The organism is Sphingomonas sp. 179-I 2A4 NHS (assembly GCF_045369135.1).
Lineage (GTDB): Bacteria > Pseudomonadota > Alphaproteobacteria > Sphingomonadales > Sphingomonadaceae > Sphingomonas.
The window spans coordinates 75828-100535 of sequence record NZ_JBIQFL010000002.1 but is presented as its reverse complement, the minus strand read 5'-3'; the positions used below and the strand labels follow the sequence as shown (position 1 = coordinate 100535).

Annotated in this window: 22 protein-coding genes; 13 read left to right on the top strand and 9 right to left on the bottom strand. The window is 69.1% G+C overall.

Annotated features, from left to right (window positions below):
* The first annotated feature begins 81 nt into the window (after nt 1–81).
* A complete protein-coding gene (locus tag ACH0CP_RS03735) occupies nt 82–1293 on the top strand; it encodes a TIGR04063 family PEP-CTERM/XrtA system glycosyltransferase (protein WP_294445000.1) in 1212 nt (403 codons plus the stop codon).
* Nucleotides 1290–2342, top strand: coding sequence for a hypothetical protein (locus ACH0CP_RS03730; RefSeq protein WP_406875786.1), 1053 nt, complete (start codon nt 1290–1292; stop codon nt 2340–2342). Before ACH0CP_RS03735 ends, ACH0CP_RS03730 begins: the two co-directional genes overlap by 4 nt.
* A gap of 6 nt (nt 2343–2348) precedes the next feature.
* On the opposite strand, the gene ACH0CP_RS03725 is transcribed toward ACH0CP_RS03730, so the two are convergent.
* Nucleotides 2349–2654, bottom strand: coding sequence for a hypothetical protein (locus ACH0CP_RS03725; protein WP_294442989.1), 306 nt, complete (start codon nt 2652–2654; stop codon nt 2349–2351).
* Complete coding sequence (locus ACH0CP_RS03720) at nt 2654–2827, bottom strand: hypothetical protein (RefSeq protein WP_406875785.1); 174 nt, start codon at nt 2825–2827, stop codon at nt 2654–2656. Before ACH0CP_RS03720 ends, ACH0CP_RS03725 begins: the two co-directional genes overlap by 1 nt.
* Before the next feature lie 83 nt (nt 2828–2910).
* On the opposite strand from ACH0CP_RS03720, the gene ACH0CP_RS03715 reads away from it, so the two are divergent.
* Nucleotides 2911–3522: a S24 family peptidase gene (locus ACH0CP_RS03715; protein ID WP_294442990.1), complete on the top strand. Its 612-nt coding sequence runs from the start codon at nt 2911–2913 to the stop codon at nt 3520–3522.
* A gap of 60 nt (nt 3523–3582) precedes the next feature.
* Here the strand turns inward: ACH0CP_RS03715 and ACH0CP_RS03710 are convergent, their stop codons facing one another.
* A complete protein-coding gene (locus ACH0CP_RS03710) occupies nt 3583–3765 on the bottom strand; it encodes a hypothetical protein (RefSeq protein ID WP_294442991.1) in 183 nt (60 codons plus the stop codon).
* Nucleotides 3766–3916: 151 nt separating this feature from the next.
* Between ACH0CP_RS03710 and ACH0CP_RS03705 the strand changes: the two genes are divergently transcribed.
* The 3 genes from ACH0CP_RS03705 to ACH0CP_RS03695 are packed head-to-tail and all read left to right on the top strand — an operon-like array spanning nt 3917 to nt 10227.
* A complete protein-coding gene (locus tag ACH0CP_RS03705) occupies nt 3917–4129 on the top strand; it encodes a hypothetical protein (RefSeq protein ID WP_294442992.1) in 213 nt (70 codons plus the stop codon).
* Between the two features lie 48 nt (nt 4130–4177).
* A complete protein-coding gene (locus ACH0CP_RS03700) occupies nt 4178–6112 on the top strand; it encodes an autotransporter assembly complex family protein (RefSeq protein ID WP_294442993.1) in 1935 nt (644 codons plus the stop codon).
* Nucleotides 6112–10227 (top strand): translocation/assembly module TamB domain-containing protein, encoded by a 4116-nt coding sequence (locus ACH0CP_RS03695; RefSeq protein WP_294442994.1) that lies wholly within the window; start codon nt 6112–6114, stop codon nt 10225–10227. Before ACH0CP_RS03700 ends, ACH0CP_RS03695 begins: the two co-directional genes overlap by 1 nt.
* A gap of 50 nt (nt 10228–10277) precedes the next feature.
* On the opposite strand, the gene ACH0CP_RS03690 is transcribed toward ACH0CP_RS03695, so the two are convergent.
* Both ACH0CP_RS03690 and ACH0CP_RS03685 read right to left on the bottom strand, forming a co-directional pair.
* Nucleotides 10278–10676, bottom strand: a complete 399-nt coding sequence (locus ACH0CP_RS03690) for a PIN domain-containing protein (RefSeq protein ID WP_294442995.1) — start codon at nt 10674–10676, stop codon at nt 10278–10280.
* Entirely contained in the window at nt 10673–10942 is a 270-nt protein-coding gene (locus tag ACH0CP_RS03685; RefSeq protein WP_294442996.1) for an AbrB/MazE/SpoVT family DNA-binding domain-containing protein, read from the bottom strand. The genes ACH0CP_RS03690 and ACH0CP_RS03685 overlap by 4 nt, the downstream gene beginning before the upstream one ends.
* 105 nt (nt 10943–11047) lie before the next feature.
* Between ACH0CP_RS03685 and ACH0CP_RS03680 the strand changes: the two genes are divergently transcribed.
* Complete coding sequence (locus ACH0CP_RS03680; protein ID WP_294442997.1) at nt 11048–12823, top strand: SLC13 family permease; 1776 nt, start codon at nt 11048–11050, stop codon at nt 12821–12823.
* Between the two features lie 151 nt (nt 12824–12974).
* Here the strand turns inward: ACH0CP_RS03680 and ACH0CP_RS03675 are convergent, their stop codons facing one another.
* Together ACH0CP_RS03675 and ACH0CP_RS03670 are read right to left on the bottom strand one after the other, a co-directional pair.
* Nucleotides 12975–13271 carry an EthD family reductase gene (locus tag ACH0CP_RS03675; protein ID WP_294442998.1) on the bottom strand — a complete coding sequence of 99 codons (297 nt, stop codon included), beginning with the start codon at nt 13269–13271 and terminating at the stop codon, nt 12975–12977.
* A 60-nt stretch (nt 13272–13331) separates the two neighbouring features.
* Nucleotides 13332–14759: an aldehyde dehydrogenase family protein gene (locus ACH0CP_RS03670; protein ID WP_294442999.1), complete on the bottom strand. Its 1428-nt coding sequence runs from the start codon at nt 14757–14759 to the stop codon at nt 13332–13334.
* A 216-nt stretch (nt 14760–14975) separates the two neighbouring features.
* Here ACH0CP_RS03670 and ACH0CP_RS03665 point away from each other — a divergent pair, with 216 nt between their 5' ends.
* Nucleotides 14976–15911, top strand: a complete 936-nt coding sequence (locus ACH0CP_RS03665) for a right-handed parallel beta-helix repeat-containing protein (protein ID WP_294443000.1) — start codon at nt 14976–14978, stop codon at nt 15909–15911.
* Nucleotides 15912–15995: 84 nt separating this feature from the next.
* On the opposite strand, the gene ACH0CP_RS03660 is transcribed toward ACH0CP_RS03665, so the two are convergent.
* Complete coding sequence (locus tag ACH0CP_RS03660; RefSeq protein WP_406875784.1) at nt 15996–17648, bottom strand: alkaline phosphatase family protein; 1653 nt, start codon at nt 17646–17648, stop codon at nt 15996–15998.
* Nucleotides 17649–17734: 86 nt separating this feature from the next.
* Between ACH0CP_RS03660 and ACH0CP_RS03655 the strand changes: the two genes are divergently transcribed.
* The 5 genes from ACH0CP_RS03655 (at nt 17735) to ACH0CP_RS03635 (ending at nt 23837) form a co-directional block, all read left to right on the top strand.
* Nucleotides 17735–19744, top strand: a complete 2010-nt coding sequence (locus tag ACH0CP_RS03655) for a protein-disulfide reductase DsbD (RefSeq protein ID WP_294443003.1) — start codon at nt 17735–17737, stop codon at nt 19742–19744.
* An 11-nt stretch (nt 19745–19755) separates the two neighbouring features.
* Nucleotides 19756–20373 (top strand): redoxin domain-containing protein, encoded by a 618-nt coding sequence (locus tag ACH0CP_RS03650; RefSeq protein ID WP_294443004.1) that lies wholly within the window; start codon nt 19756–19758, stop codon nt 20371–20373.
* A 209-nt stretch (nt 20374–20582) separates the two neighbouring features.
* The gene (locus ACH0CP_RS03645; RefSeq protein WP_294443005.1) at nt 20583–22058 is read left to right on the top strand and encodes a circularly permuted type 2 ATP-grasp protein; all 1476 of its coding nucleotides are present in this window, start codon (nt 20583–20585) and stop codon (nt 22056–22058) included.
* Nucleotides 22059–22104: 46 nt separating this feature from the next.
* Nucleotides 22105–23040, top strand: coding sequence for an alpha-E domain-containing protein (locus ACH0CP_RS03640; protein WP_406888389.1), 936 nt, complete (start codon nt 22105–22107; stop codon nt 23038–23040).
* A complete protein-coding gene (locus ACH0CP_RS03635) occupies nt 23040–23837 on the top strand; it encodes a transglutaminase family protein (RefSeq protein ID WP_294443007.1) in 798 nt (265 codons plus the stop codon). Before ACH0CP_RS03640 ends, ACH0CP_RS03635 begins: the two co-directional genes overlap by 1 nt.
* Nucleotides 23838–23862: 25 nt before the next feature.
* Here ACH0CP_RS03635 and ACH0CP_RS03630 read toward each other — a convergent pair whose 3' ends face one another.
* On the bottom strand, nt 23863–24645 hold the full coding sequence (locus ACH0CP_RS03630) for an arginyltransferase (protein WP_294443008.1): 783 nt from the start codon (nt 24643–24645) through the stop codon (nt 23863–23865).
* Between the last annotated feature and the right edge of the window lie 63 nt (nt 24646–24708).

Sequence of the window (24708 nt, the reverse complement as noted above, 5' to 3'; positions counted from 1 at the left end):
CACCTTAGGCGGGTGGCCAGCGGGATCGCCGGCGCCTGATTTTGACTCGCCGTTAAGCGCGGCTGTGCCATCTGGGCAGCGATGCGCATCCTCCACGTTCTCGACCACGGCCTGCCGCTGCAGAGCGGTTACACGTTTCGCACGCGCGCCATCATCAAGGCGCAGCTGGCGCGCGGCTGGGACGTCGCGGCGGTGACGGGCGCGCGCTATCATCACGATGCGCCGGCGCACGAGGCGGTCGACGGGATCGATTTCCACCGCACACCCCGCGCGCTTCAGCTGCCCGCGCCGCTCGGCGAAGCAGCGGAGATCGCGGCCTTTTCGCGGCGCATCGCGGCCGTCGCCAAGGATTTCCGCCCGGACATCATCCACGCCCATTCGCCGGTGCTGGACGCGCTGGCCGCGTTGCCGGTGGTACGCCGGTTGAAGCTGCCGTTCCTCTACGAGATCCGCGCCTTCTGGGAGGATGCCGCGGTGGGCAACGGGACGGGACGCGAGGGATCGGCGCGGTACCGTGCGACTCGCGCGCTGGAGAGCTGGGCAGTGGCGCGGGCGGACGCGGTGGCGGTGATCTGCGAGGGGCTGAAGCAGGACCTGATCGCGCGCGGCGTGGCCGAGGACCGCATCATGGTATCCCCCAATGGCGTCGACATGGGCATGTTCGGCGATCCGCCGGCGCGCGACGATGCGCTGGCGGCAGAACTTGGGCTGGACGGCGAGGTGATCGGCTTCATCGGCAGCTTCTACGATTACGAAGGGCTGGACGATCTGATCGCCGCGATGCCGGCGCTGATCGCGCGGCGGCCCGGGGCGCAGCTGATCCTGGTCGGCGGCGGGCCGATGGAAGCAAGCCTGCGCGCGCAGGCCGCGGCGTCCCCGGCGGCGGCGCGCATCCGCTTCGTCGGGCGCGTGCCGCACCAGGAGGTGGAGCGCTATTACAGCCTGGTCGACGTGCTGGCCTATCCCAGGAAGCGGATGCGGCTGACCGATCTGGTGACGCCGCTGAAGCCGCTGGAGGCGATGGCGCAGGGGCGGCTGGTGGCGGCATCGGATGTCGGCGGCCATCGCGAGCTGATCCGCGATGGCGAAACGGGGACGTTGTTTGCGGCGGACGATCCGGCCGCGATCGCCACGGCGCTGGCCGGGCTGCTTGCGGACCGGGATGAATGGGACGCGCGGCGGGCGCGGGCGCGGGCGTTCGTCGAGCGCGAGCGTAACTGGTCGTCAAATATTTCGCGCTACGAACCGGTTTACCAGCGGCTGTTGGCTGCTCGGGAAAAAGGTGGTCGATGAGCGCGAAGCAACGAGATGCAGACGTGGTGCGGCGGATCGGTGCCGCGATCATGATCGCGGCCGGCGTGATCGTCGCCGCACTGGTCGCCGCCATGCCGCAGGTCGACCTCGACTTGGCGATGTGGCGCCTGTCGCTGCCGCAATTGCTGCACGCGGCGACGCCGCCGATCGGGGTGACCGGGCGAACGCTGCTGGCGCTAGTGGCGATGGCACCGTTCCTGGCGCTGGCAGCGGTGCTGTATTGGGGTGGGCGCCGGCCCGCGCCGGCTCGCGGCCGCCGGGTGACGGCGGAGCTACTGTCCGAAAGCGCGCCGGTGGTACGGCGGGCGGATGCGCATCCCGATGCCAATCCGCGCCGGCCGATCCGCGCCGCCGAAGACCTGGGCCCGCCGCTGCCGATGGTGACGGTGTCCGTCACGCGCGGCGTGCCGGAACTGGAGCAGCCGTTGCCGGCGGATCTCGACCAGCCGCTGGCCGCGTTCGACCCGATCTCGGTGCCCGACGTGCCGCGCGAACCGGTGCGGTCGGTGCCACAGCTCGCCCCGGCGCCACCGGTGCAGGAGATGGTGCCGGGACCCATTGCGCATGCGGAGCCGGCGCCGGTGGAAGAGATCGAAGAAACCCCTTTGGCTGAGTTCGAATCGCCGCCGATCATCCCGGTTGAGGTTGAGGTTGAGGTTGAGGTTGAGGTTGAGGTTGAGGTTGAGGTTGAGGCTGAGGCTGAGGCTGAGGCTGAGGCTGAGGCTGAGGCTGAGGCTGAGGCTGTGGCTGTGGCTGAGGCCGTCGCCGCGCCCGAACCGCTGCCGGAGCCGATGGCGGACGTTCCACCGGTGACGGCGCCGCGCGCGGAAACAGGTCAGGCGCAGCCCGAGCCGGCGGACGAGAGCCTGGCCAGCCTGCTCGAGCGTCTCGAGCGCGGGGCGCGGCGCAAGAAGGCGGCGCCCGCGACGCCTCAGATGCCGGCGGAGCCGGAGCCGCCGGCGGCCGCGGAGCAGCCGGCGAGCCTCGACGATACGCTCGTCATGCTGCGGCGGATGGCGCGCGGCTGACCGGATTCAAGCGCCGACCACCGTCAGCGCCTCGATCCGGACGTGAAGCATTCCGGCGCTTTCGCTGCGGCGGGTGACCGACAGTTCCGCCAGCAAATGCCCGGGTAGCGACACGTCGATGTCGCCGACCGTCTCCAGCCACGATCGGGCGGCCACTGGCGCCCGCATCTCGATCGCGTGACGCGCGCCGCTGAACGTGGCGCTGTGCCACGCGGTGGTCTCGTCAGCCGTGATCTCGATCGGCGTGCCGGCCAGCGCGGCCGAGGCGGTGAGCGCACGGCCGAGCAGGATGGTGGGGCAGGGGCCGCGCATCATTCCGCCCCACGCAACAAGGCCTCGACCCGCGCGCGGACGTGCGCGCCGGGCATGCGGCCCGCGCGCATGTCGAGCACGAGGCGCGGATCGTTGACCGCGCGGCGCCCGAAGGTGGTGGGAGCAACGCCCGTTCGGCGCAGGTAACGGTCAATCTCGACCAACAGGGACATGGCATCCTCCGATTCGCTGTTCCCATTTTGTTCCTGCAACTTCTCCAACTTGTCTAGGAAAAATCCTAGGCTATGATCGAGCGATGCGAACTGTCGGCGAGACCCTGGAACAACTGGCGGTGGCGCGCGGCGTGAGTCTGTCCGAACTGTCGCGGCTGATCGGTCGCAACCTTGCCTATCTGCAGCAATTCGTGCGGCGCGGGACGCCGCGGCAGCTGGCGGAGCGCGACCGGGCGACGCTCGCGCAGTTCCTGGGCGTTGACGAGGCGCTGCTCGGCGGGCCGGCGCGCGAGGCGGAGGTGGCGGTGCCGTATCTGTCGGTTGCCGCCTCGGCCGGGCGCGGCGCGGCACCGGGGGAGGAGCGCGTGGTGCGGGCGGAGCATTTCACCGCGCGGATGCTGCGTGACGCCGGCGTCAGCCCGGACAGTGCATCGATCATCGACGTGGTAGGCGATTCGATGGCCCCGGGCATGCTGGCGGGCGATCGCTTGCTGGTGGATTGCAGTGACGTGCGGCTGTCAGCGGGCGCGATTCACGTGGTGCGGCGGGGGGACGAGCTGCTGGTGAAGCGGCTGCGGCGCGAGGGCGCGCGGATCGTGCTGGCGAGCGACAATCCGGATTATGCGCCGATCACGTGCGCCGCCGGCGAGGTGACCGTGATCGGGCGGGTGAAGCTGTTGCTGCGCGCGCCCTAGGCGCTGGCGGCGTCTGGGGCATGTCCCCCGACGGCGCGCGGGACGAAGACGAGCATGCCGTCAGCTGCCGCGCGTGCGGTCTTTCTGCCAAAGGATGATCGCGACAACACTGCCGAAGGCAAGACCGGCGAGGAAGCCGATCGAGGGCTGGCCGAAGACAAGGCCGATGATCGTGCCGAGCAGCAAAGATGCGGCGATGATGAAGCCGCCGGCGTTGGCCGGCCGGGGTGCGGGATCGGTCATGATGGCGGCGCCCTTCGCACGTCGCGCGGCGCGACGCTACTGCCCGCGCGTTAACCGTCGCCGTTCACCGAGCCTAGGGAAGTGTACCGGTAGAGCGGCGAGCGAAGGCGGGAGAACACCGCCGCCCCCGAACACACCGAGAAGGTCGCCCTTGCCCAAGATCCTCTACCTCGCCGGGCGCGGCGCGGTCGCCGATGCCGCATCGCTGATCGAGATCCATGGCGATGCCGCCGCCGATGCCGCCGCAGCGCGCGCGGACGCCAGCCGCAGCCGTGGCAACTACATCCATTTCTGCCACTGGCGTCAGATCGAGCGGCTGATCGACTGGCTTGCGACCGACGCCCCCGTCGGCGCGGTGCATTGATCGCGCGGCGCCATTGCCGCGTGTCGCAGCTTTCCCTAGGGAATTGCCATGTTTGGGCGGGGCGCGCCGATCGGCGCGGCAGGTCTGGTCGCGTTCCTCGCCGCGTTACCCGCCGCGGCGCAACAGGCGAGTGCGCCTGTCGCAGAGCCGGCGCTGGACCCGAGCGCGCCACTGGCGGACATGCCCGACATCGGCGTCGCCTGGCCGGAGCTGACGCCCGAGCCCGCGAGCGCTGACCCGCGCAGCGCGGCGACGATTGGCGAGACTCGCTACAACTGGCGGATCGACGGCCTTGGCGCTGCCTCGACGCCGCTGCTGCGCCAGCGCTTCGCCGATTTGTCGGTGCTGGACCAGCATGACGGGGAGCCGGCCAATGCGGCGCAGCTCGACCGGCGCGCGCGTGAGGATTCCGAGCTGCTCCTGACGCTGCTGCGCGGCGAAGGCTATTATGATGCGCGCGTGCAGACCCGCGTCGAGCCCGGCGACGGGCGGCTGCAGGTGGTGCTGGAGGCGGAGCCGGGCGCGATCTACCGGCTGAAGGACGTGACGATCGAGGGCGTCGCCGCGGCGGGGGACAAGGCCGACGACCTGCGCCGGGCGTTCGGCGTGGCGCCCGACCAGCTGGTCAACGCCGACACGATCGCCGAGGCCGAGGCGCGGCTGCGCGCCGAGGTGGGGGCGCAGGGCTTCCCCTTCGCCAAGATCGGCGAGCCGGTGGTGACGATCGACCATGAGACGCAGACGGCGACGCTGGACCTGGCGCTCGATCCAGGCACGTCGCGGGTGTTCGGTGCGATCCGCACCAATGCCGACAACCATGTGTTCGACGCGAAGCACGTGCAGGAGATCGCGCGGTTCGATCCGGGCGACCTTTATTATGCGCCGAGGCTCGACGATCTGCGCCGCGCACTGATCCAGACCGGCCTCGTCTCGGTTGCGGAAGTGAAGCCGGTGCCGGGGACGACCCCGGGGACGGTCGACATCGACGTCCGGCTGGAACCGGCGCCGCCGCGCACCATCGCGGGCGAGATCGGCTATGGCACCGGTGAAGGCGCGCGCGTCGAGGCGAGCTGGACGCATCGCAACCTGTTCCCGCCCGAAGGCGCCCTGACGCTGCGCGCGGTGCTGGGCACGCAGGAGCAGCTTGGCGCGGTGACCTATCGCCGCAACAACTTCCGTGGGCGCGACCGGGTGCTGACGGGGCAGATCGCAGCCGCGCATACGCGGCGCGACGCTTATGAGGCGCGCACCTTCACGCTGTCCGGCAGCCTCGAGCGGCAGACCAACATCTTCTTCCAGAAGGCCTGGACCTGGTCGCTGGGCGCGGAGCTGCTGACATCCGACGAGCGCGACGTGATCGTATCGACCGGCGAGCCGCGGCGGCGCACCTTTTTCATCGCCGCCGCGCCGAGCAGCCTGATCTACGACGGGTCCGACGATCTGCTCAATCCGACGCGCGGCTTCCGGCTGGGCGGGCGGCTGAGCCCCGAACTGTCGCTTCAGGGATCGGCCTTCGGTTATGCCCGCACGCAGGTGGATGCGAGCGCGTACAAGTCGGTCGGCGGGGTGGTGCTGGCCGGGCGGGTGCGGCTGGGCACGATTGTCGGCGCGCCGCGCGACGCGATCGCGCCGTCGCGGCGCTTCTATGCCGGCGGCGGCGCATCGGTGCGCGGCTACGGCTACCAATCGATCGGGCCGCGCGATCCGAACAACGATCCGATCGGCGGGCGCAGCCTGGCCGAATTCGCGATCGAGGCGCGGGTGAAGGCGTTCGGCAATTTCGGCGTGGTGCCGTTCTTCGACGCGGGCAACATCTACACCCGGCCGCTGCCGGACTTTTCGGGGCTCCGCTACGGCGCGGGCGTCGGCGTGCGCTATTACAGCAGCTTCGGGCCGATCCGCGTCGACGTGGGCACGCCGCTGAACCCGCAGCCCGGCGACTCGCGGCTCGCGGTGTACGTCTCGCTCGGACAGGCGTTCTGATGCGCACCGTGTGGCGCTGGGTGCTCGGCGGCCTGCTGTTGGTGGTGGCGATCCTCGCCGCGAGCCTGTGGATCGTCGATACCGATGTCGGCCATCGCTGGGTGGCCGAGCGGATCAACAAGGCGCGGCCGGCGAACGGCCTGCGCTTCACCGTCGGGCGGATCGACGGATCGCTGTACGGCGCGGCGGTGCTGCGCGACGTGCGGGTGCACGATCCCGAGGGGCTGGTGTTCGTCGCGCCGCGCGCGGACCTCGACTGGCGGCCGTTCGCCTGGCTTTCCGGGCGGCTGGAGATCCGATCGCTCGTCGTGCCGGTGGCGACGCTGGCGAAATGGCCGCGCACGCGGCCGACCGGGCGGCAGGGGCCGATCCTGCCCGATTTCGACATTGTCATCGGGCGGCTTTCGGTCGAGCGGCTGGTGGTGGCGAAGCAGGTGACCGGGCGCACCCGCTACGGCCGGGTGAACGGGCGCGCGGATATCCGGGGCGGCAAGGCGCTGGTGGAGCTGAGCGCGCTCGTCGAGGGCAGCGACCGGCTGGAATTGAAGATCGATGCCGCGCCCGATCGCGACCGGTTCGACATCGACGTCCGGGCGCGGGGCGCGGCGCAGGGGCTGCTGGCGCGCACGGTGGGCATTCGCCAGCCGCTGTCACTGGACGTCGGCGGCGCGGGGCGTTGGACTGCGTGGCAGGGGCGGGCGGTGGCGCTGGCGGGCGGGGTGCGAGTGATCGACCTGGCGCTGGGCAACCGCGCGGGCGCCTATACGCTGACCGGCATGATCGCGCCCAGGACGCTGACCAAGGGCAAGCTGCAGCGGCTGACCAGCCCGAGCGTGGCGGTGAACGGCGGCGCGACGCTGGCAAACCGCCGGCTCGAGGGCAATCTGTCGCTGCGCTCGGCAGCGTTGGCGGTGGAGGCGGACGGCACGGCGGATCTGGGCGCCGGCGCGTGGCGCAACCTTCGGCTGCGCGCGCAGCTGCTGCGGCCCGCGGCGCTCTTCCCGAACATGAGCGGGCGCAACGTGGAGCTGCGTGCGGTGCTGGACGGGCCGTTTGCGACCGCCGCTTTCGACTATCGCATCACGGCGCCGCGCGTGGCGTTCGACAATACCGGGTTCGAGATGGCGCGGGCGGCAGGCAAGGGGCGGCTGTCGCCGCCGCCGGTGCTGCTGCCAGTGCGCCTGACCGCAGCGCGCGTGACCGGGGTGGGCGATGTCGCGGGCGGCATCCTGCGCAACCTGTCGGTGGATGGCGTGCTGCGCGTCACGTCGCGCATGGTGACCGGAGACGACCTTCGCCTGCGCTCCGACAAGCTGACGGGACGGATCGGGCTGGTGCTGGACCTGCGCACCGGGGAATATCAGGTCGGGCTGAACGGCGTGCTGGGGCGGTATCTGATCCCGGGGCTGGGCGTCGTCGACGTGACCTCGCGGCTGCGCGTCGTGCCCGGGCCAGGCGGGCGTGGCACGCGCGTGGTGGGCAGCGGGACGGCGCAGATGGTGCGGCTGGACAATGCCTTCTTCCGCAGCCTGGCCGGCGGGCTGCCGCGAATCGTGACCGGGCTGGAGCGGACGCCCGACGGCATCCTCCACTTCCGCAACCTGGTGCTGACCGGGCCGTCGATCCGGTTAACCGGCAACGGATACCGGCGGCGCGACGGCACCTTCCACTTCGAGGGCGGCGGGCGGCAGGCGAGCTATGGGCCGGTGACGCTGACGCTGGACGGGCCGATCGAGCGGCCGAAAATGGACCTTCGCTTCCAGCGCCCGAACGAGGCGATGGGGCTGCGCGACGTGCGGTTGCACCTCGATCCCACGGCGAGCGGCTTCGCCTTTGGTGCGGCTGGCACCTCCCGGCTCGGGCCGTTTGACGGTGCGGGCGAGATCCTGCTGCCACGCGGCGGACAGGCGCAGATCGCGGTGGCGCGGCTGGACGTGAGCGGAACGCGGGCGGCGGGCACGATCGACATCGTCGAGGGTGGCTTTGCCGGGCGGCTGGCGGTCTCCGGCGGCGGGATCGATGGCGAGGTGCTGCTGAACCCGGTCGGCGACATCCAGCGGATCGCCGCCCGGCTTGGCGTGCGCGATGCGACGCTGGCGGACGCCGTGACGGTCCGGCAGGGGCGGCTCGACATGGTGGCGCTGCTCGATCCGACGGGCACGTCGGTCGAGGGGAGCGTGAGCGGTCTCGGGCTGCGGCGCGGGGCGCTGAGCCTGGCACGGTTCAACGCGACCGTGCGGCTGCGCGGGGGCGAGGGGCAGGTGCGGGCGAATATCGCCGGATCTCGCGGGCGCGCATTCGCGATCCAGAGCGTGATCGACGTCGCGCCCGACAGCTATCGCATCGCGGCGGAGGGGACGGTCGATCGCCGCCCGCTGCGCCTGGAGACGCCGGCGGTGCTGACGCGCGACGGCGAGGCGTGGCGCCTGGCCGCGACGAAGCTTGCCTTTGCGGGCGGCGAGGCGATGATATCCGGCCGGTTCGCCCCCGATGGCAATACGATCGACGCAGCGCTGGCGCGGATGCCGCTTGCCGTGCTCGACATCGGGCAACCCGGGCTTGGCCTTGGCGGCACGGCATCGGGCAAGCTCAGCTACACGAGCAGCGCGGGCGGGGCGCCGACGGGCCGGATCGACATGACGGTGCGCGGGCTGACGCGGTCGGGGCTGCTCCTGTCCTCCGCCCCGATCGACATGGGGATCGCCGGCGTGCTGACGGCCGACAAGGCCGGGATCCGCGCGATCGTCGCTTCGGGGGGCAAAACGGTGGGACGTGCGCAGGCGCTGCTGCGGCTGGGCGAGGGGGATCTTGCGACGCGGGTGGCGCGCGCCGGGTTGTTTGCGCAAATGCGCTACGACGGGCCGGCCGATACGATCTGGCGATTAAGCCGGCAGGAGATGTTCGACCTGTCCGGCCCGGTGTCGATCGCTGCCGACGTAAGCGGAACGGTGGCGAGCCCGACGATCCGGGGCGCGGTGCGCGCGAACGGGGCGCGGATCGAGAGCGCAACGACGGGCACGATCCTGACCAACGTTCAGGCGGCGGGCCGCTTCGCCGGATCGCGGCTCGCGATCGAGCAGTTCAGCGCGGATGCCGGGCGCGGCGGGCGCGTGAGCGGCACCGGCCGGTTCAACTTCGGTGCTGAAGAGGGCGTAGGGCTGGACCTGACGCTGAACGCCGACAAGGCAGTGATGATCAACCGCGACGATATTGGTGCAACCGTGACGGGGCCGCTGCGGTTCCAGTCGAGCGGGCGCGGCGGGCTGATCTCGGGCGCGGTTCGGCTTGACCAGAGCCGGTACCGGCTGGGGCAGGCGACCGCGGCGAGCGCAGTGCCGCGGCTCAACGTGCGCGAGATCAACCGCATCGACACGGGCGAGGAGCTGGCGCGGCCGCCCACGCCGTGGCGGCTCGACATCCATGCGCGTGCCTCCGACCAGCTGCTGGTCAGCGGGCTGGGGCTGACGAGCGAATGGTCCGCCGACCTGGCGATCGGCGGCGCGCCGGACAATCCGGCGATCACCGGGCGCGCGGACCTGATCCGCGGCGATTACGAGTTCGCCGGCCGCGAGTTCGAGCTGGTGCGCGGCGTGATCCGCTTCGCCGGCGAAGTGCCGGCCAATCCGGCGCTCGACATCGAGGCGAATGCCGACACCACCGGCCTGAACGCCTCGATCCGGGTGACGGGCGTGGCGCTGAAGCCTGAGATCACCTTCACCAGCGTGCCTGCGTTGCCGGCGGACGAGCTGTTGTCCCGATTGCTGTTCGGCACGTCGATCACCAACCTGTCGGCGCCTGAGGCGCTGCAGCTGGCCGCGGCGGTGGCGGCACTGCGGGACGGGAACGGTGGGCTCAATCCGATCAACGCGGTGCGCCGTGCCGCGGGCCTCGATCGCCTGCGCATCCTGCCGGCCGATCCGCAGACCGGACAGGGAACGTCGATCGCGGCGGGCAAGTACGTGACCCGGCGGCTGTACGCGGAGATCGTGACCGACGGGCAGGGCTATTCCGCGACTCGCGTCGAGTTCCAGGTGACGCGCTGGCTGTCGCTGCTCTCGAGCATCTCCACGTTGGGGCGGCAAAGCGCGAACGTCCGGATTTCGCGGGATTATTGAGGACGCGGAAGGCTCGCCGGACGCGGCGGAGGATCAAGCCGGAACCCGGGTTATACTGCCTGCCACACTTCGAGGCTCAGGCCGGGAATAACGCGAAAATCATCGGCGTTCATCGTGATGAGCCTGAGCTGATGCACTATCGCCGTGGCAGCGATCAGCCGATCAAGCACCTGCCGACGGGAATAGCCAAGAGCCTCGACGATCGTCCGATATTGCGCCGCCACCTTGTCATCGACCGGCAGCGTAGGCAACGTCGCCAGAAGACGGTCGAGCGCGGCGCGACGATGCTCCCGAAGTGCAGGCACGGCGACGACGCCACCTTCCAGTTCAATCCGGGTGATGAGTGACAGGTGGGGGATGACACCGAGGGTTACCAGGCGCTGGCTGACGCCCGCCGTCCCATCGCGCAGGTGAATCGCCGCGTCGCTGTCGAGCAGGAACCCGTTCACGTCGCAGCACGGGCCGGGATTTCAACCGGATCGCGCTGGCCGCGTTCCCGACGCAGCGGGGCATCGGACCAGATATCCTGAAGCGTAGTGGCAAGTGCGGCGATGCGCTTCTTCTCCTCGGCGGGATCGTTCTTGAGCGTGACCTCGATCTTGTTGCCGACGCGCTCGAGCAACACGCCCATCCCGATCTCGGCGCCAAGCTCTTTGGGCAAGCGTATCGCGGCGCTATTGCCGCTCTTGAAGATCTTTCCTTCTATGACACCCATCGCGACCTCCGTATATCCGTGTATATACGATATCGTACCGGTCCACGCAACCGAACGCCCTGCGCGCCGTTTCCGCTTCATCTTCAACGCCATCGCCGGGGACCGATGACGCTGCCGCAATATCTCTCCCTCGCCACGTTGGCGGGGATGATGGCGCTCTTCATCTGGGGGCGCTTTCGCTACGACGTGGTGGCGATCCTGGCGTTGCTCGCGGCGCTGGCGCTTGGCATCGTCAAGCCAGAGGAGGCGTTCAAGGGCTTTTCCGACGATATCGTCATCATCGTCGGATCGGCGCTGGTGATCTCGGGCGCGGTGCAAAGATCGGGCGTGATCGAGCGGGCGTTGCGCGGCATCTCGCGGCGGGTGCGCAGCGTGCGTGGGCAACTGCTGGTGCTGACGGGATCGGTCGGCGTGGCGAGTGCGCTGGTCAAGAACATCGGCGCGCTGGCGATGCTGATGCCGGCGGCGTTCCAGATGGCGCGCAGGAGCAATGCGAGCCCCTCCGTGTTCCTGATGCCGATGGCGACCGCCTCGCTGCTGGGCGGGCTGATGACGCTGGTCGGCACGTCACCCAACATCATCGTCAGCCGGGTGCGCGAGCAGATGACCGGGCATCCGTTCGGCATGTTCGATTATACGCCGGTGGGCGCGTGCCTGCTGCTGATCGGGCTGCTGTATCTTGCCGTTGCCTATCGCCTGATCCCGGCCGACCGGCGCGCGGCGCCGACGATGGGCGAGGCGCTCGACATCACCGGCTATGTCACCGAAGTCGTCGTTTCCGAGGGATCGCCGGCGGTCGGCGAGACGGTGGGTGAGTTCCTGGAGCGGCACGAGCAGGAAATCACCATCACGCAGATCCTGCGCGCCGAGATGCGCAGCGCGCCGCACCGTGATGACGTGCTGCACGAGGACGACGTGCTGATCCTGGCCGGCGAGCCCGACGCGCTGGAGCGCGTGATCGCGCGCGACCGGCTGAAGCTGGAAGGCGCGGACCGGCTGGCGCCGGAAGGATCGGCCGGTGACGAGACGGGCGTGATCGAAGCGGTGATCAACATCGGTTCAATCCTCGTCGGGCAGACGGCGGGGCGAATCCGGCTGCAGACGCTGTACGGCATCAACCTGATCGCGATTTCTCGCGGGGGCGAGCGGCTGTCGCGGCGGCTGGCCAATACCGTGCTGCGTGCGGGCGACGTGGTGGTGCTTCAGGGGCCACTCGGCCTGTTGCCCGAGCGACTGCGCGATCTTGGCTGCCTGCCGCTCGCGGAGCGCGAGATGCGGCTCGGCACGTCGCGCAAGGGCTGGCTGGCGGTGGCGATCCTCGGTGTCGCGATGAGCGCGACGGCGCTGGGGCTGGTGCCGGTGGCGGTGGCGTTCTTCGCGGCGGCGGGCACAATCCTCGCAATCGGCGCGCTGCCGCTGCGCGATGCGTACGACCATATCGAATGGCCGATCCTGATCATGCTGGGCGCGCTGATCCCGGTATCGGATACGCTGCGCACGACCGGGGCCTCGGACGTGATCGCGACATGGCTGGCGCAGGTGGCACAGACGCTGCCCGGCTGGGGCGCGGTGGCGCTGATCCTGGCGGCAGCGATGGCGGTGACGCCGTTCCTGAACAATGCGGCGACGGTGCTGGTGATGGCACCGATCGCGGCGACCTTTGCCAGTGATCTTGGCTATCGCCCCGAAGCGTTCCTGATGGCGACCGCGGTGGGCGCGGGATGCGATTTCCTGACCCCGATCGGGCACCAGTGCAACACGCTGGTGATGGGGCCGGGCGGCTATCGCTTCGGGGATTATGCGCGGCTTGGCGCGCCTTTGTCGCTGATCGTGGTGGCGGTCGGGACGCCGCTGATCATCTTCTTCTGGCCGCTGGCGTAAGACCCGCTCACCGGCGTTGAAACGCGCGCGCGTGGGGCACCTGCTTCGACAGGCTCAACACGATCGTTTGTGATTGGGGCAAGTCACCCCGGTTCGAGCCCGGGGTGACGGAATATCTAAATAATGCGTCCTCCCGCGCGGAGGAGCGGGATCAGAGCGGCTTGCCGATCATGATCGCCGGCGTGATGTCGGTGAAGTTCGCCACGTCCGCCTGAAGCTCGCCCATGCGCGGGTTGGCCATGGCCTGGCCCATCGCTTCGGGCGACGCGAAGTGGAAGTGCGCGATGAGCGCATATGGCGGGGTGCCGCCGCCGGGGGCCACGCCCTCGATCAGTTCGACGCGATCGGGATTCCAGATCGCCTTGGCGAGCTCGGCATGGGTCGCCTTGTAATAGGCGCCGTCGAACTTGGCGCCTTCGTGGTTCGGATATAGCACGGTGACGATCATATCTTCTCTCCCATGAAAGACGGGCGCCCTTGCGTGGGGCGCCCGTTCATTAGTTCCGGCTCAGGCGGGTTCGCCGATGATGGTCTTCACTTCCATGAAATCGGTGAGGCCCCACTTGCCGCCTTCACGGCCGTTCCCCGACGACTTGTAGCCGCCGAACGGCGTCGCTCCGTTCGGCCCCCAGGCGTTGATCGTGACGAGGCCGGCACGCAGCTTGCCGGCGATCTTCGCGGCTTCCGCCGGATCGCCCGAGATCGTCGCCGACAGGCCGTATTCGGTGTCGTTCGCCATCTCGACCGCTTCGTCGGTGTCGCCATAGGTGGTGATCGTTGCGACCGGTCCGAACGTTTCCTCGCGATAGATGCGCATGTCCGGCGTCACGTCCGCGAGCACGGTCGGCTTTACGTAGTAACCGGCGTTGCGGCCGTCCGGACGGCCGACGCCGCCAGTGACGAGGCGGGCGCCTTCGTCGAGCGCGGACTGAATCAGCCCCTGGATCTTCTCGAACTGCGCCTTGTTGACGACCGGGCCGATGTGCGCGCCTTCCTTCTCGGGGCTGTCGACCTGCGTCGCTTCCATGATCGCCTTCACGACTTCCTCAGCCTCGCCGACCTGGCTCTTGTGGACGAGGAGGCGGGTGGGCGCGATGCAGCTCTGGCCGGTGTTGGCGATGACGCCGGCGAGCGTCGGCGGCAGCACTTCGCCGAGCTTCGCGCCCTCGAGCACCACATTCGGGGCCTTGCCGCCGAGTTCCTGGTGGACGCGCTTGACCGTCGCGGCGGCGGCCGTCGCGACGGCGATGCCGGCGCGGGTGGAGCCGGTGAAGCTGACCATGTCGACGTCCTTGTGCGCCGAAAGCGCCGCGCCGACCGTCGGGCCGTCACCATTGACGAGGTTGAAGACGCCTGCGGGAACGCCGGCTTCCTCGAGGATCTCGGCCAGGATCATCGCATTCGACGGCGCTTCTTCCGACGGCTTCAGGATCATCGTGTTGCCGGCGGCGAGCGCCGGCGCGACCTTGGCGCAGATCTGGTTGAGCGGCCAGTTCCACGGCGTGATCATGGCGACGACTCCGATCGGCTCATGAACCACGCGCGCGCCCTTGGCGGCGGTTTCGGAGAAGCTGAATTCCTTCAGCGCGGCGAGCGTGCCCATGAAGTGGCCGAGGCCGGCGGGGGCCTGCGCCATGCTGGCGAAGGAGATCGGCGCGCCCATTTCGCGGCTGGTGGCGGCGGCGAGATCGGGAATGCGCTTCTTGTAGAGTGCGATCACTTTTTCGAGGATCGCGGCGCGCTCGTCGACGCTGGTCTGCGACCAGGTCTTGAACGCCTTCTTCGCGGCAGCGACCGCCTTGTCGACGTCCGCCGCCGAGCCGAGCGTGATCTCGGTGCAGGGCTGCTCGGTCGCCGGATCGATCACCTGGTGCCGGGTGCCGCCGTCGCTGTCGACCCAGGCGCCATCGATATAGTGCTTCAGGTAGCTTTGCATGTGAGCCTCTCCGCCTAAGGATTTGACGTTTCGGTACGCTAATGAGACCGACTTAGGTCGGTTGCAACTGGAAACGCGATATGGCGCGCCCGTGCCGCGACGGGACAGCGGGGGTGCGCGTCAACCGATGCGCCGGGCGGGCATGGGCGTTAACCCCGGAAGCTGCTGCCGCTGCTCGCCGCCGCGCGACAGGGCGGCAGGGAAAGGACTTTCTTCATGCGCATTCCCGCTGTTCTCCTGATGGTTGCGCTCGCCGCGCCGGCCGCCGCACAGCAAGGCCGCGGACCTTTCACGGTGCAGGAGACCGGCCAGAGCTTCGCGACGCTGGACGATGCGCTGATGGAGAATCGCGGGCGCGACTTCACCGTGCTGATCGCACCGGGCGTGTATCGCGAGTGCGCAGTACAGCAGGCGGGCCGCATCACCTTCAAGGCGGTGGAGCCGGGGACCGCGATCTTCGAGGGCGCGTGCGAGGGGAAGGCGGCGCTGGTGCTGCGCGGCGGCGGGGCGGTGGTCGACGGCCTCGTCTTCCGCAAGATCCGGGTGCCGGATGGCAATGGCGCGGGGATCCGCATCGAGATTGGCGACCTCGTAGTGCGCAATTCGATGTTCCTCGACAGCCAGGAGGGGATCCTGGGCGGCACCGATGACGCATCGAACGTCACGATCGATCGATCGACCTTCTCGGGGCTGGGGCAGTGCCATGAGACCGAGGATTGCGCGCATTCGGTGTACCTCGGCAGCCGTGGCAGCGTGACGATCACCAATTCGCGCTTCGATCGCGGGCAGGGCGGCCATTACGTCAAGCTGCGCGTGCCCAAGGTGCGGATCACCGACAACAGCTTCGATGATACGGCGGGCGACCGGACGAACTACATGATCGACCTGCCCGAAGGGGCGACCGGCGAGATCGCGCGCAACACCTTCGTCCAGGGTACGCGCAAGGAAAATTGGGGCGGGATGATCGTGGTGGCGGCGGAGCAGCGCAAGTACCGCTCCGCGGGCCTTAGCGTGCACGACAATGTCGCGAGCCTGGCGCCGGGGCAGGCGAAGAGCCCGGCGTTCGTGGCGAATGTGAGCGGTGAGCGGGTGGCGCTAGGCGAGAACCGGCTAGGGCCAGGGGTGCGCGCGTACGAGGTGCGGCAGCCGTAGGCGGACGTACCGACGGCGAATGGGCGGGGAGTGTGGACGAGCCCCGCCCTGCCCCTCCCCCGGAGGGGAGGGGCTTAGTGTCGATTAGCTGCAGGTGTTGGCGGGGCCGCTGTCGAGATCGAGGCAGCGGCCGTCGAGGCCGTTGACCTTGAGGCCGATGGTGGCGGCGAGCGTTGGCACGATATCCACCGTTTCCACCGACTGCGGCTGTTCGAAGCCGTTCATGCCCTTGCGCCAGAACAGGATCGGCACGCGGCGGTCATAATCCCAAGGGCTGCCGTGTGTCGCGACATAGCCGGGGCCAGGCTTGGCGATGCCGGTGACGCGGGGCTTCAGCATGATGAGGAAATCGCCCGACCGCTCCGGATCGAACGAGGCATGGGCGCGCTGCAGCAGCGTCCAGGTTTCGGGCGGTGCAGCCGGGACCGACGAGGCGGCGATCTCGTCACGGGTATAGACCGCCTGCACCTGCGGATGGGCGCGGATCTGCTTCACCGCTGCGGCGATGACGGCGGCGCGCTTGTTGGCGGGAACGCTGTCCGAAACGTAGACGTCGCCTTCCGAGCCGAGCAGGACCGGGCCCGCGATGCCGAGCTGCTTGCCGATCGCGGCGCCAATATCGGACACAGACAGATCGGCCGCGACGCGGCTTTCCATGGGCATCGCGCGCTGCTGCTGGCGCTCCGTCGTGTCATGGCCGCCGTGGTCGGCGGTCAGCACCACTTCATAGTCGATGCCCCACGAATCGAGCGTGGCGAGGAAGCCGCCGATGGTGCGATCGAGTTCCGCCATCTGGAGGCACATCTCGCCGCCGCCCGGGCCATAGCCGTGGCCGACATAATCGGTAGCCGAGGCGCCGATCGCGATCAGATCGGGGGCGGTGCCCTGACCGAGCTTCATGTCCTGGATGAGGCCAGCGGCGATCGCGAAGACCGCGCCGTCGAGCGCGGGCGAGGCGCGAAAGGCGCGCGTGTCACCGGCGGCGCGGGCGAAGCGGCCGTTGCCCATCACCTGCCCGCCGATGTCGATCGGCTGCATCAGCGGCCGGCAGAAGCCGGGCACCGGCAGCGGCTCCTGCGGGGAAGCGATCAGCTTTGCCACCGCGTCACGCCCGCGCTGGACGGCGCCGGGGACCGGACGGCCGGCGTAGGAGACGAAATCCTTGCCGCCCCAGAACCAGAGCTCGTCCACCTTGTGGCCGCCCATCATGATCGCCGCGCGATCCTTGCCGGCGACCGCGACGACGCGGCTGGCGGGGTTTGCCGCCTTCATCATCTCGCCGAGCGTCGGCACCTTCAGGTGAAGATCGGACGGGGTGTAGACATTGTGGTTGCTGCCGGCGACGCGCTCGTCCTCGGCGCAATAGACCTGCTTGTCCTCCCGCGGCGCCTTCTGATCGATCCAGGTGTTGGCGATGATGCCGGTGTGGCCGGGGCGCATCCCGGTGAGGATCGTCGAGTGGCCGGGGCACGTCTCGGTCGCGGCGTGGCTCTGGTAGCCCGCCGGGAAGACGGCGCCCTGCAGCAAGCGCGCGAACCCGTCAGTGAAGTGATTGCGATATTGCGCGAAGAGATCGGCCGAGAACTGATCCACCGAGATCGCGACGATCAGCTTGGGCGGGGTGCTTGGCGCGGGGGCGGAAGTCGTGACAGTCGTGGAGCCAGCGTCGGGCGCGGCTTCCTGCGCGGCGACGGGCAGCGCGATCGAGGCGAGAAGGGCGGCAAGAAGAGCTTTCATCGGGGACCTTAGGTGCATTGCGGGGCCGAGCGCGGTATGTGCCTGACATGGCGGCTAGGCAAGCTTGGGTAGCAACCCTGTTTTTCATGGTCATGACGCTGCTGGCGCAGGCCGCCGCAGCGCAGGTGCCGGGCATGCAAACGCGGCATGTCGCGATCAGCCTGGTTCCCGAGACGCCGCAGCCGGCGCCGGGATCGATCGTGACGCTGGCGTTTGATTCGCGGCCCGAGAAGGGCTGGCACGGCTATTGGAAGAACGGCGGCGACGCCGGGATCGAGACGCAGCTGAAGTGGACGCTGCCCGATGGGATAAGCGCAGGCGAGCTGCGTTATCCGGTACCCGGACGGCTGATCGTCGGCGGGCTGATGAACTACGTCTATGAGGCGCCGTTCGCGCAGCTGGTGGATCTCAAAATTCCCGCGGGGCTGGCGCCGGGCACGCGGCTGCCGGTGAGCGTTAAGGCGGATTATCTCGTCTGCACCGAGGAGATCTGCGTACCCGAGACGCAGATGCTGTCGACCGAGCTGACGGTGGGCGATGGCGCCGTGGACCCGGCAACGCGCGCGAAGTTCGATCGCTGGCGGCAGAAGCTGCCGCGGCCGCTCGGCTCCGAAGGCGTGTGGCAGGCAGCGCAGGGCGAGTTCCGGCTGGGCGTGCCGTTCCCCGCGAGCGCGACCGCAGAGCAGATCTATTTCTATCCCCTCGCTGGCGGCGCGATCGATTATGCCGCGCCGCAGGCGGCAGTGCGCGACGGCGACCGGATCGTGGTGACGACGAAGGCGGCGCAGACGCCGGCGACGGGCGCGATCGAGGGCGTGCTGGCGACCGGGGACGGCGAGGGATTCTCCATTCGCGCGGTGCAGGGCACCGTGGCGGCGGCGGAGGGATCATCGGGGCTTGGCACGGCCGGGTGGCAGGCGGCGGCGCTGGCGTTCGGCGGCGCGCTGATGGGCGGGCTGCTGCTCAACATCATGCCCTGCGTCTTTCCGATCCTGAGCCTGAAGGCGCTGAGCCTCGCCAAATCGGGCGAGACGGAGAGCGCGGCGCGGCGCGAGGCGCTGGCCTATACCGCCGGCGTGGTGCTGGTGTGCCTGGCACTGGGCGGCGCGTTGCTGGCGCTGCGCGCGGGCGGCGCAACGGTTGGCTGGGCATTCCAGCTGCAGGACCCGCGGGTGATCGGGGTGCTGCTGCTGCTCGTCACCGCGATTGCGCTGAACCTCGCCGGCTTGTTCGAGCTGCCGACGCCGCGCTTCGCCAGTCGGTCGGGCGCGAGCGGCGCCTTCGCCACTGGCGCACTGGCCGCATTCGTAGCGACGCCGTGCACAGGCCCGTTCATGGGCGCGGCACTCGGCGCGGCCCTCGTGCTGCCGGCGGCGGCGGCGCTACTGGTGTTCGCCGGGCTGGGGCTGGGGATTGCGCTGCCGTTCCTAGCGATCGGCTTCGTACCGGCGCTGCGGCGGCGGTTGCCGCGCCCGGGCGCGTGGATGGGGCGGCTGCGGCGCATCCTGTCCGTGCCGATGTTCCTCACCGCGCTGGCGCTCGCCTGGGTGTTGGGGCGGCAGGCGGGCGTCGACGGGATGACGATTGGGCTGGCTGCCGTGCTGCTGGCGGGGTTCGGCCTGTGGTGGACCGGGCGGCGGCAGGCGAGCGGTGGCGAGCGGGCGTGGTGGCCGGCGGTGCCCGCGCTGGCGCTGGCGGCGGTGGCAGTGGTGCTGGTGAAGCCGCAGGCGGCGACCTCAGCGCCGGCGCTCGCGGGAGCGGAGCCGTTCAGCGAGGCGCGGCTTGCCGCCCTGCGTGCGGAAGGGCGGCCGGTGTTCGCCTATTTCACCGCCGACTGGTGCCTGACGTGCAAGGTCAACGAAAAGGCGGCGATCGAGACCGACGTTGCGACTCGGGCGTTCAAGGACGGCGGTGTCGCGGTGCTGGTGGGCGACTGGACGGACGGCGATCCGGTGCTTGGCCGGTTCATCGAGACGCACAACCGCGCCGGCGTGCCGCTGTATCTCTGGTATCCCAAGGGCGCACCCGAGCCGCAGGTCTTGCCGCAAGTGCTGACCGCAGGCATGCTCGCGCAATTGCCGGGGGGCACGACTTGAGGAGAGTGATGATGCGTATCCTGTCCTTCATCCCGATCGCCGCGATCTCGCTTGCCGGGCTGGCGATCGTGCCGGCCGCCGCGCAGCAAGTGACCGGCAAGCCAGCCGGCAACTTCCGCCTGACCGACGCCGACGGCAAGAGCGTGACGCTGGACCAGTTCAAGGGCCGGCCAGTGGTGCTGGAGTGGAACAACCCCGGCTGCCCGTTCGTGCAGAAGCATTACGACAGCGGGAACATGCAGGCGACGCAGGCCAAGGCGAAAGCCGCGGGCGCGGTGTGGCTGACGATCAATTCGGGCGCGCCGGGCAAGCAGGGTTACATGACCGGGCCGGAAGCGAAGAAGTTCGTGACCGCGCAGAAGGCGCAGCCGACTGCCTATCTGCTCGATCCGCAGGGGCGTGTGGGCAAGGGCTATGCCGCCAAGACGACGCCGCACATGTACCTGATCGATGCGTCGGGGAAGCTCGTCTACCAAGGCGGGATCGACGACAAGCCGACCGCGGACAAGGCCGACATCGCGGGCGCGCGCAACCATGTGCTGGCCGCGCTGGGCGAGGTGAAGGCGGGCAAGCCGGTGTCGGTGCCCGAGACGCGGCCGTACGGTTGTTCGGTCAAATACGCGGGTTGAGTAGGGCGGCGCGCGTGTGACGCTGGCCCCTCTGGTGGGCCGAGTTTCGGTCTCTTGATTGCCGCGCCCGCTGCGGCCGGGCGCGTTCGTGTCGAAGCTGGAACAATGCCCGGCAAACCGCGTAAAGAATCTAGTTAACCCAGAGCTTGTGCGCCGCAGCATTCTCGCGCAGCATGCATCCGAAACGATCCTCCAACGTTGGGCGGCGAATGGGGCATAAGGCGTTCGACGAAATCATGGGTAGTGGCGGCACGGTCCGCCCGGAGCTGGCGGATCTTGGCCGCTGGCTGGTCGAAACGCCGGCGGATGAGCTGCGCCGCCGCCAGGAAGCCGCCGAAACCACGTTCCGCCAGCTGGGCATCACCTTCGCCGTTTATGGCGACAGCGACGCAAGCGAGCGGATCATCCCGTTCGATATCGTGCCGCGCGTGTTCCTGGCCGACGAATGGACCCGCCTGTCCGAAGGGCTGATCCAGCGCGTGGAGGCGATCAATGCCTTTCTCGACGATATCTACGGCGCGCAGGAGATCCTGAAGGCGGGCGTGCTGCCCGAGGACCTGATCTTCCACAATCCGCAGTTCCGCCCCGAGATTGCGGGCATCCGCCCGCCGCACGGCGTGTGGGCGCATATCTGCGGGATCGACCTCGTACGCACCGGGCCGGACGAATTCTTTGTGCTGGAGGACAATGCGCGCACGCCGTCCGGCGTCAGCTACATGCTGGAGAACCGCGAGGCGATGGTGCGGCTCTGCCCCGAGCTGTTCGAGCAGTTCCGGGTGGCGGCCGTCGACAGCTATCCGGACCGGCTGCTGGAAACGATGCGATCGGTGGCGCCGCGCGGCTGCGGGCAGAACCCGACCTGCGTGGTGCTGACCCCGGGGCCGTATAATTCCGCCTATTACGAGCACAGCTTCCTTGCCGATTCGATGGGAATTGAGCTGGTCGAGGCGGCGGATCTCGTGGTCGATGACGACGCGGTGTACATGCGCACCATCGCGGGCCGCGTGAAGGTGGACGTGATCTATCGCCGGGTAGACGACGACTTCCTCGATCCGCTCGTCTTCCGGCCGGATTCGATGCTTGGCGTGCCGGGGCTGATTGCAGCGTACGCAGCGGGCAACGTGGCGATCATCAATGCACCGGGCAACGGCATTGCCGATGACAAGGCGATCTACAGCTACATGCCCGAGATCGTGCGCTTCTATTCGGGGCGCGAGGCGAAGCTGCCGAATGTCGAGACGTTCCGCTGCCGCGAGCCCGAGGCGCTTAAGTACACGCTCGACCACCTCGATGAGCTGGTGGTGAAGCTGGTCGACGGATCGGGCGGCTATGGCATGCTCGTCGGGCCGACTGCGTCGAAGGCCGAGATCGCCGACTTCCGCCGCGCGCTGGAGGCGGAGCCGCATCGCTATATCGCGCAGCCGACGCTGGCGCTGTCGACCGTGCCGACGCTGGCGGACAGTGGCCTCAGCCCGCGGCACGTCGACTTTCGGCCGTTCGTGTTGACCGGATCTAAGGGGGTGCAGGTGGTGCCCGGTGGTCTCACGCGGGTGGCGCTGCGTGAAGGATCGCTGGTGGTGAATTCATCGCAGGGCGGCGGCACGAAGGATTCCTTCGTGCTGCTGGATGGCGGCAAGCGGCAGATCCAGATGATGGGCGGCATGGTGCAGGAGCAATCCGCGTGAGGCGCCGCCCGAACCCCGACGCGCGAACCGCAGCGGGTGGCCGCGCATGCTGAGCCGGACCGCGTCCTCGCTATACTGGCTGGGACGATATGTGGAGCGCGCCGACTTCATCGCCCGGCTGGTGGAGGCCACCGTTCGGCTAGACGTGCTGTCGCCGCGGCCGGCCGGCGAGGCGGCGTGGCTGTCAGCGCTGACCGTGACGGAAACCGATGCTGCCTTTGCCGCGAGCGCCGGCAGCCTGACGCGCGAGGCGGTGGCGCGGTTCCTGACCAGCGACAGTTCACACCCGGGATCGATCGTGCGCTGCCTGGACATGGCGCGGATGAACGCCAAGGCAGTGCGCACCGCGCTGACGCGCGAGGCGTGGCAGGCGATCAACGGCGCGTGGCTGGTGTTCGACAAGAGGATGGGGCGGGCCGATCCCGACCGCACGTTGGCGCTGGTGGATGCGGTGAAGGCGGAGACGCGCGGCTTCGAGGGCGCAATCCACCGCATGCTGCGCAACCAGACGACGCTTTTTATCCGGCTGGGACAGGCGACCGAACGGCTGGACAACACGGCGCGGCTGCTGGACGTGAAATATCACATCCTGCTGCCCGAGGATCAGAGCGTCGGCGGGACGGTGGACCGCGACCAGTGGACGACGATCCTGCAGACCGTGTCCGCCGTGACCGCGTATCGCTGGCTCTACAATGACGGACTGGTGCCGGCGAACGTCATTGACCTGCTGCTGGCGCGGGCCGAGCTGCCGCGAAGCATCGCCGTCGCGAGTGAAGAGACAGTCGAGGTGCTGACGTTGCTGGCCAAGCGAACTGGCGCCCATGGCGAGGCGGACCGGATGGCGCGGGCGCGCCACGCCCGGATTGCGCGCACGCGGACGAGCGAAGTGATCGTATCCGGGCTGCATCAGCATCTGCAGGCGCTGATCGCCGAGAATGACCAGTTGCACACCGCCATCGGCCGGCAGTTCAAGTTCCTCTGATGCGGCTGTCGATCGAGCATCGCACCACCTACCGCTTCACTGCCCCGCAGGGCCGCGTTGTGCAGATGTTGCGCATGACGCCCGACAATACGCATGACCAGACCGTGGCGGACTGGCACATCGCGGTCGATTGCGACGCGCGCATGACGCATCATCGCGACGGCTTCGGCAATGCGACGACCATGCTGTATTGCGCGGGGCCGGTGGAGGAGATCGAGCTGACCGTCACCGGCGACGTGGTGACGAGTTCGTCCGGCGGGATCGTGCAGGGATCCAACGAGGTGCTGCCGCCATCATTGTTCCTGCGCGCGACCCCGGCGACCGCGGCCGATGCGGTGATTGCGACCTTTGCGCAGGAGGTGAGCGGAGCCGCCGACATAGCGGGGCTCCACCGGCTGAACCTGGCGATCCATGAGCGTTATGCCGCCGACCCTGGCCGGCCAGTGCAGGGCCTGACCGCGGCGGCGGCCTTCGCCCGCCCAGTGCTGACCGCGCGCGACATGACGCAGATCTTCATTGCCGGTGCGCGATCGCTGGGTGCGCCGGCACGCTACGTGACGGGTTATTGCGACCTTGCGGGTGACCATCGGCCGACGCCGCATGGCTGGGCCGAAGCCTACGTGCCGGACTGCGGCTGGATCGGGTTCGATCCGCTGCTTGGCCTCTCACCCGAGGAGCATCACGTGCGCGTCGCGATCGCGCTGGACGCGGCGGGCGCGGCGCCGGTGCAGGGCTCGCGTCTGGGCGACGGGCAGGAGCGGCTGGACGTCGACGTCACGGTGCAAAGCGAGGAGTGACTACGCGGGTCGCCGCGCCGTTTTGCTAGGCGAGTTCGCGGGCCCGCTCGCTAACCTCGGACGGGGAGATGTCATCGTCCCCGGCCAGTACCCAGCCGCGCGCGGTGAGCAGTTCGAGCGGGCGATAGCGCGTCTTGTACGCCATGCGGGCCGAGCCCTTCACCCAGTATCCGAGATAGACATAAGGCAGGCCGGCGGCGCGCGCGCGCAGGATGTGATCGAGGATGATGAGGCTGCCGAGCCCCTGGCGCGCATCCGCCTCGGGCGCGAAGAAGCTGTAGATCATCGACAGCCCGTCGCCCTGCTGATCGGTGAGGCAGGCGCCGATCAGTGTGCCGGGCACGCCATCCACTGACGGCTCACGATATTCGACGATCACCGAATTCACGGGGGATTGTTCGACCATGTCGGCGTAATCCTGATCGTCCATGCCGGCCATGCCGCCGCCGGGATGGCGATGCCCGAGATAACGGCGGAGCAGCTGATATTGCTCGTCCGTCGCCCAGGGGCGGCAGGCAGTGACTTCGAGATCAGCGTTGCGGCGGATGAGCTTGCGCTGCGTCGCACTGGGGCGGAAATCGCGGGTGACGACGCGAACCGAGATGCACGCATTGCACCCCGCGCACGACGGGCGATAGGCAACCGACTGACTGCGGCGAAAGCCGATCCGCCCGAGCGCATCGTTCAGTTCATTCGCGTGCGCGCCCGCCAGTTCGGTGAAGACTTTGCGCTCCTGCCGCCCGGGAAGATAGGGACAGGGCGCAGGGCTGGTGACGAAGAAGCGAGGAAATCGAAAGGGCGCGGTCACCGCGACGTATCTCCGGACGAATGCGCCGGTGCGCACCCTGAACAAAGGATATGAGTACCGGAC

What these genes read in the sequence shown, in the direction of transcription:
- ACH0CP_RS03680 (WP_294442997.1), top strand. Translation starts at nt 11,048, where the DNA reads ATGACGCTGCCGCAATATCTCTCCCTCGCCACGTTGGCGGGGATGATG.
- ACH0CP_RS03725 (WP_294442989.1), bottom strand. Translation starts at nt 2,654, where the DNA reads ATGCGCGGCCCCTGCCCCACCATCCTGCTCGGCCGTGCGCTCACCGCC.
- ACH0CP_RS03675 (WP_294442998.1), bottom strand. Translation starts at nt 13,271, where the DNA reads ATGATCGTCACCGTGCTATATCCGAACCACGAAGGCGCCAAGTTCGAC.
- ACH0CP_RS03665 (WP_294443000.1), top strand. Translation starts at nt 14,976, where the DNA reads ATGCGCATTCCCGCTGTTCTCCTGATGGTTGCGCTCGCCGCGCCGGCC.
- ACH0CP_RS03720 (WP_406875785.1), bottom strand. Translation starts at nt 2,827, where the DNA reads ATGTCCCTGTTGGTCGAGATTGACCGTTACCTGCGCCGAACGGGCGTT.
- ACH0CP_RS03655 (WP_294443003.1), top strand. Translation starts at nt 17,735, where the DNA reads ATGGTCATGACGCTGCTGGCGCAGGCCGCCGCAGCGCAGGTGCCGGGC.
- ACH0CP_RS03735 (WP_294445000.1), top strand. Translation starts at nt 82, where the DNA reads ATGCGCATCCTCCACGTTCTCGACCACGGCCTGCCGCTGCAGAGCGGT.
- ACH0CP_RS03695 (WP_294442994.1), top strand. Translation starts at nt 6,112, where the DNA reads ATGCGCACCGTGTGGCGCTGGGTGCTCGGCGGCCTGCTGTTGGTGGTG.
- ACH0CP_RS03670 (WP_294442999.1), bottom strand. Translation starts at nt 14,759, where the DNA reads ATGCAAAGCTACCTGAAGCACTATATCGATGGCGCCTGGGTCGACAGC.
- ACH0CP_RS03660 (WP_406875784.1), bottom strand. Translation starts at nt 17,648, where the DNA reads ATGAAAGCTCTTCTTGCCGCCCTTCTCGCCTCGATCGCGCTGCCCGTC.
- ACH0CP_RS03710 (WP_294442991.1), bottom strand. Translation starts at nt 3,765, where the DNA reads ATGACCGATCCCGCACCCCGGCCGGCCAACGCCGGCGGCTTCATCATC.
- ACH0CP_RS03715 (WP_294442990.1), top strand. Translation starts at nt 2,911, where the DNA reads ATGCGAACTGTCGGCGAGACCCTGGAACAACTGGCGGTGGCGCGCGGC.
- ACH0CP_RS03700 (WP_294442993.1), top strand. Translation starts at nt 4,178, where the DNA reads ATGTTTGGGCGGGGCGCGCCGATCGGCGCGGCAGGTCTGGTCGCGTTC.
- ACH0CP_RS03685 (WP_294442996.1), bottom strand. Translation starts at nt 10,942, where the DNA reads ATGGGTGTCATAGAAGGAAAGATCTTCAAGAGCGGCAATAGCGCCGCG.
- ACH0CP_RS03645 (WP_294443005.1), top strand. Translation starts at nt 20,583, where the DNA reads ATGGGGCATAAGGCGTTCGACGAAATCATGGGTAGTGGCGGCACGGTC.
- ACH0CP_RS03640 (WP_406888389.1), top strand. Translation starts at nt 22,105, where the DNA reads ATGCTGAGCCGGACCGCGTCCTCGCTATACTGGCTGGGACGATATGTG.
- ACH0CP_RS03635 (WP_294443007.1), top strand. Translation starts at nt 23,040, where the DNA reads ATGCGGCTGTCGATCGAGCATCGCACCACCTACCGCTTCACTGCCCCG.
- ACH0CP_RS03730 (WP_406875786.1), top strand. Translation starts at nt 1,290, where the DNA reads ATGAGCGCGAAGCAACGAGATGCAGACGTGGTGCGGCGGATCGGTGCC.
- ACH0CP_RS03650 (WP_294443004.1), top strand. Translation starts at nt 19,756, where the DNA reads ATGCGTATCCTGTCCTTCATCCCGATCGCCGCGATCTCGCTTGCCGGG.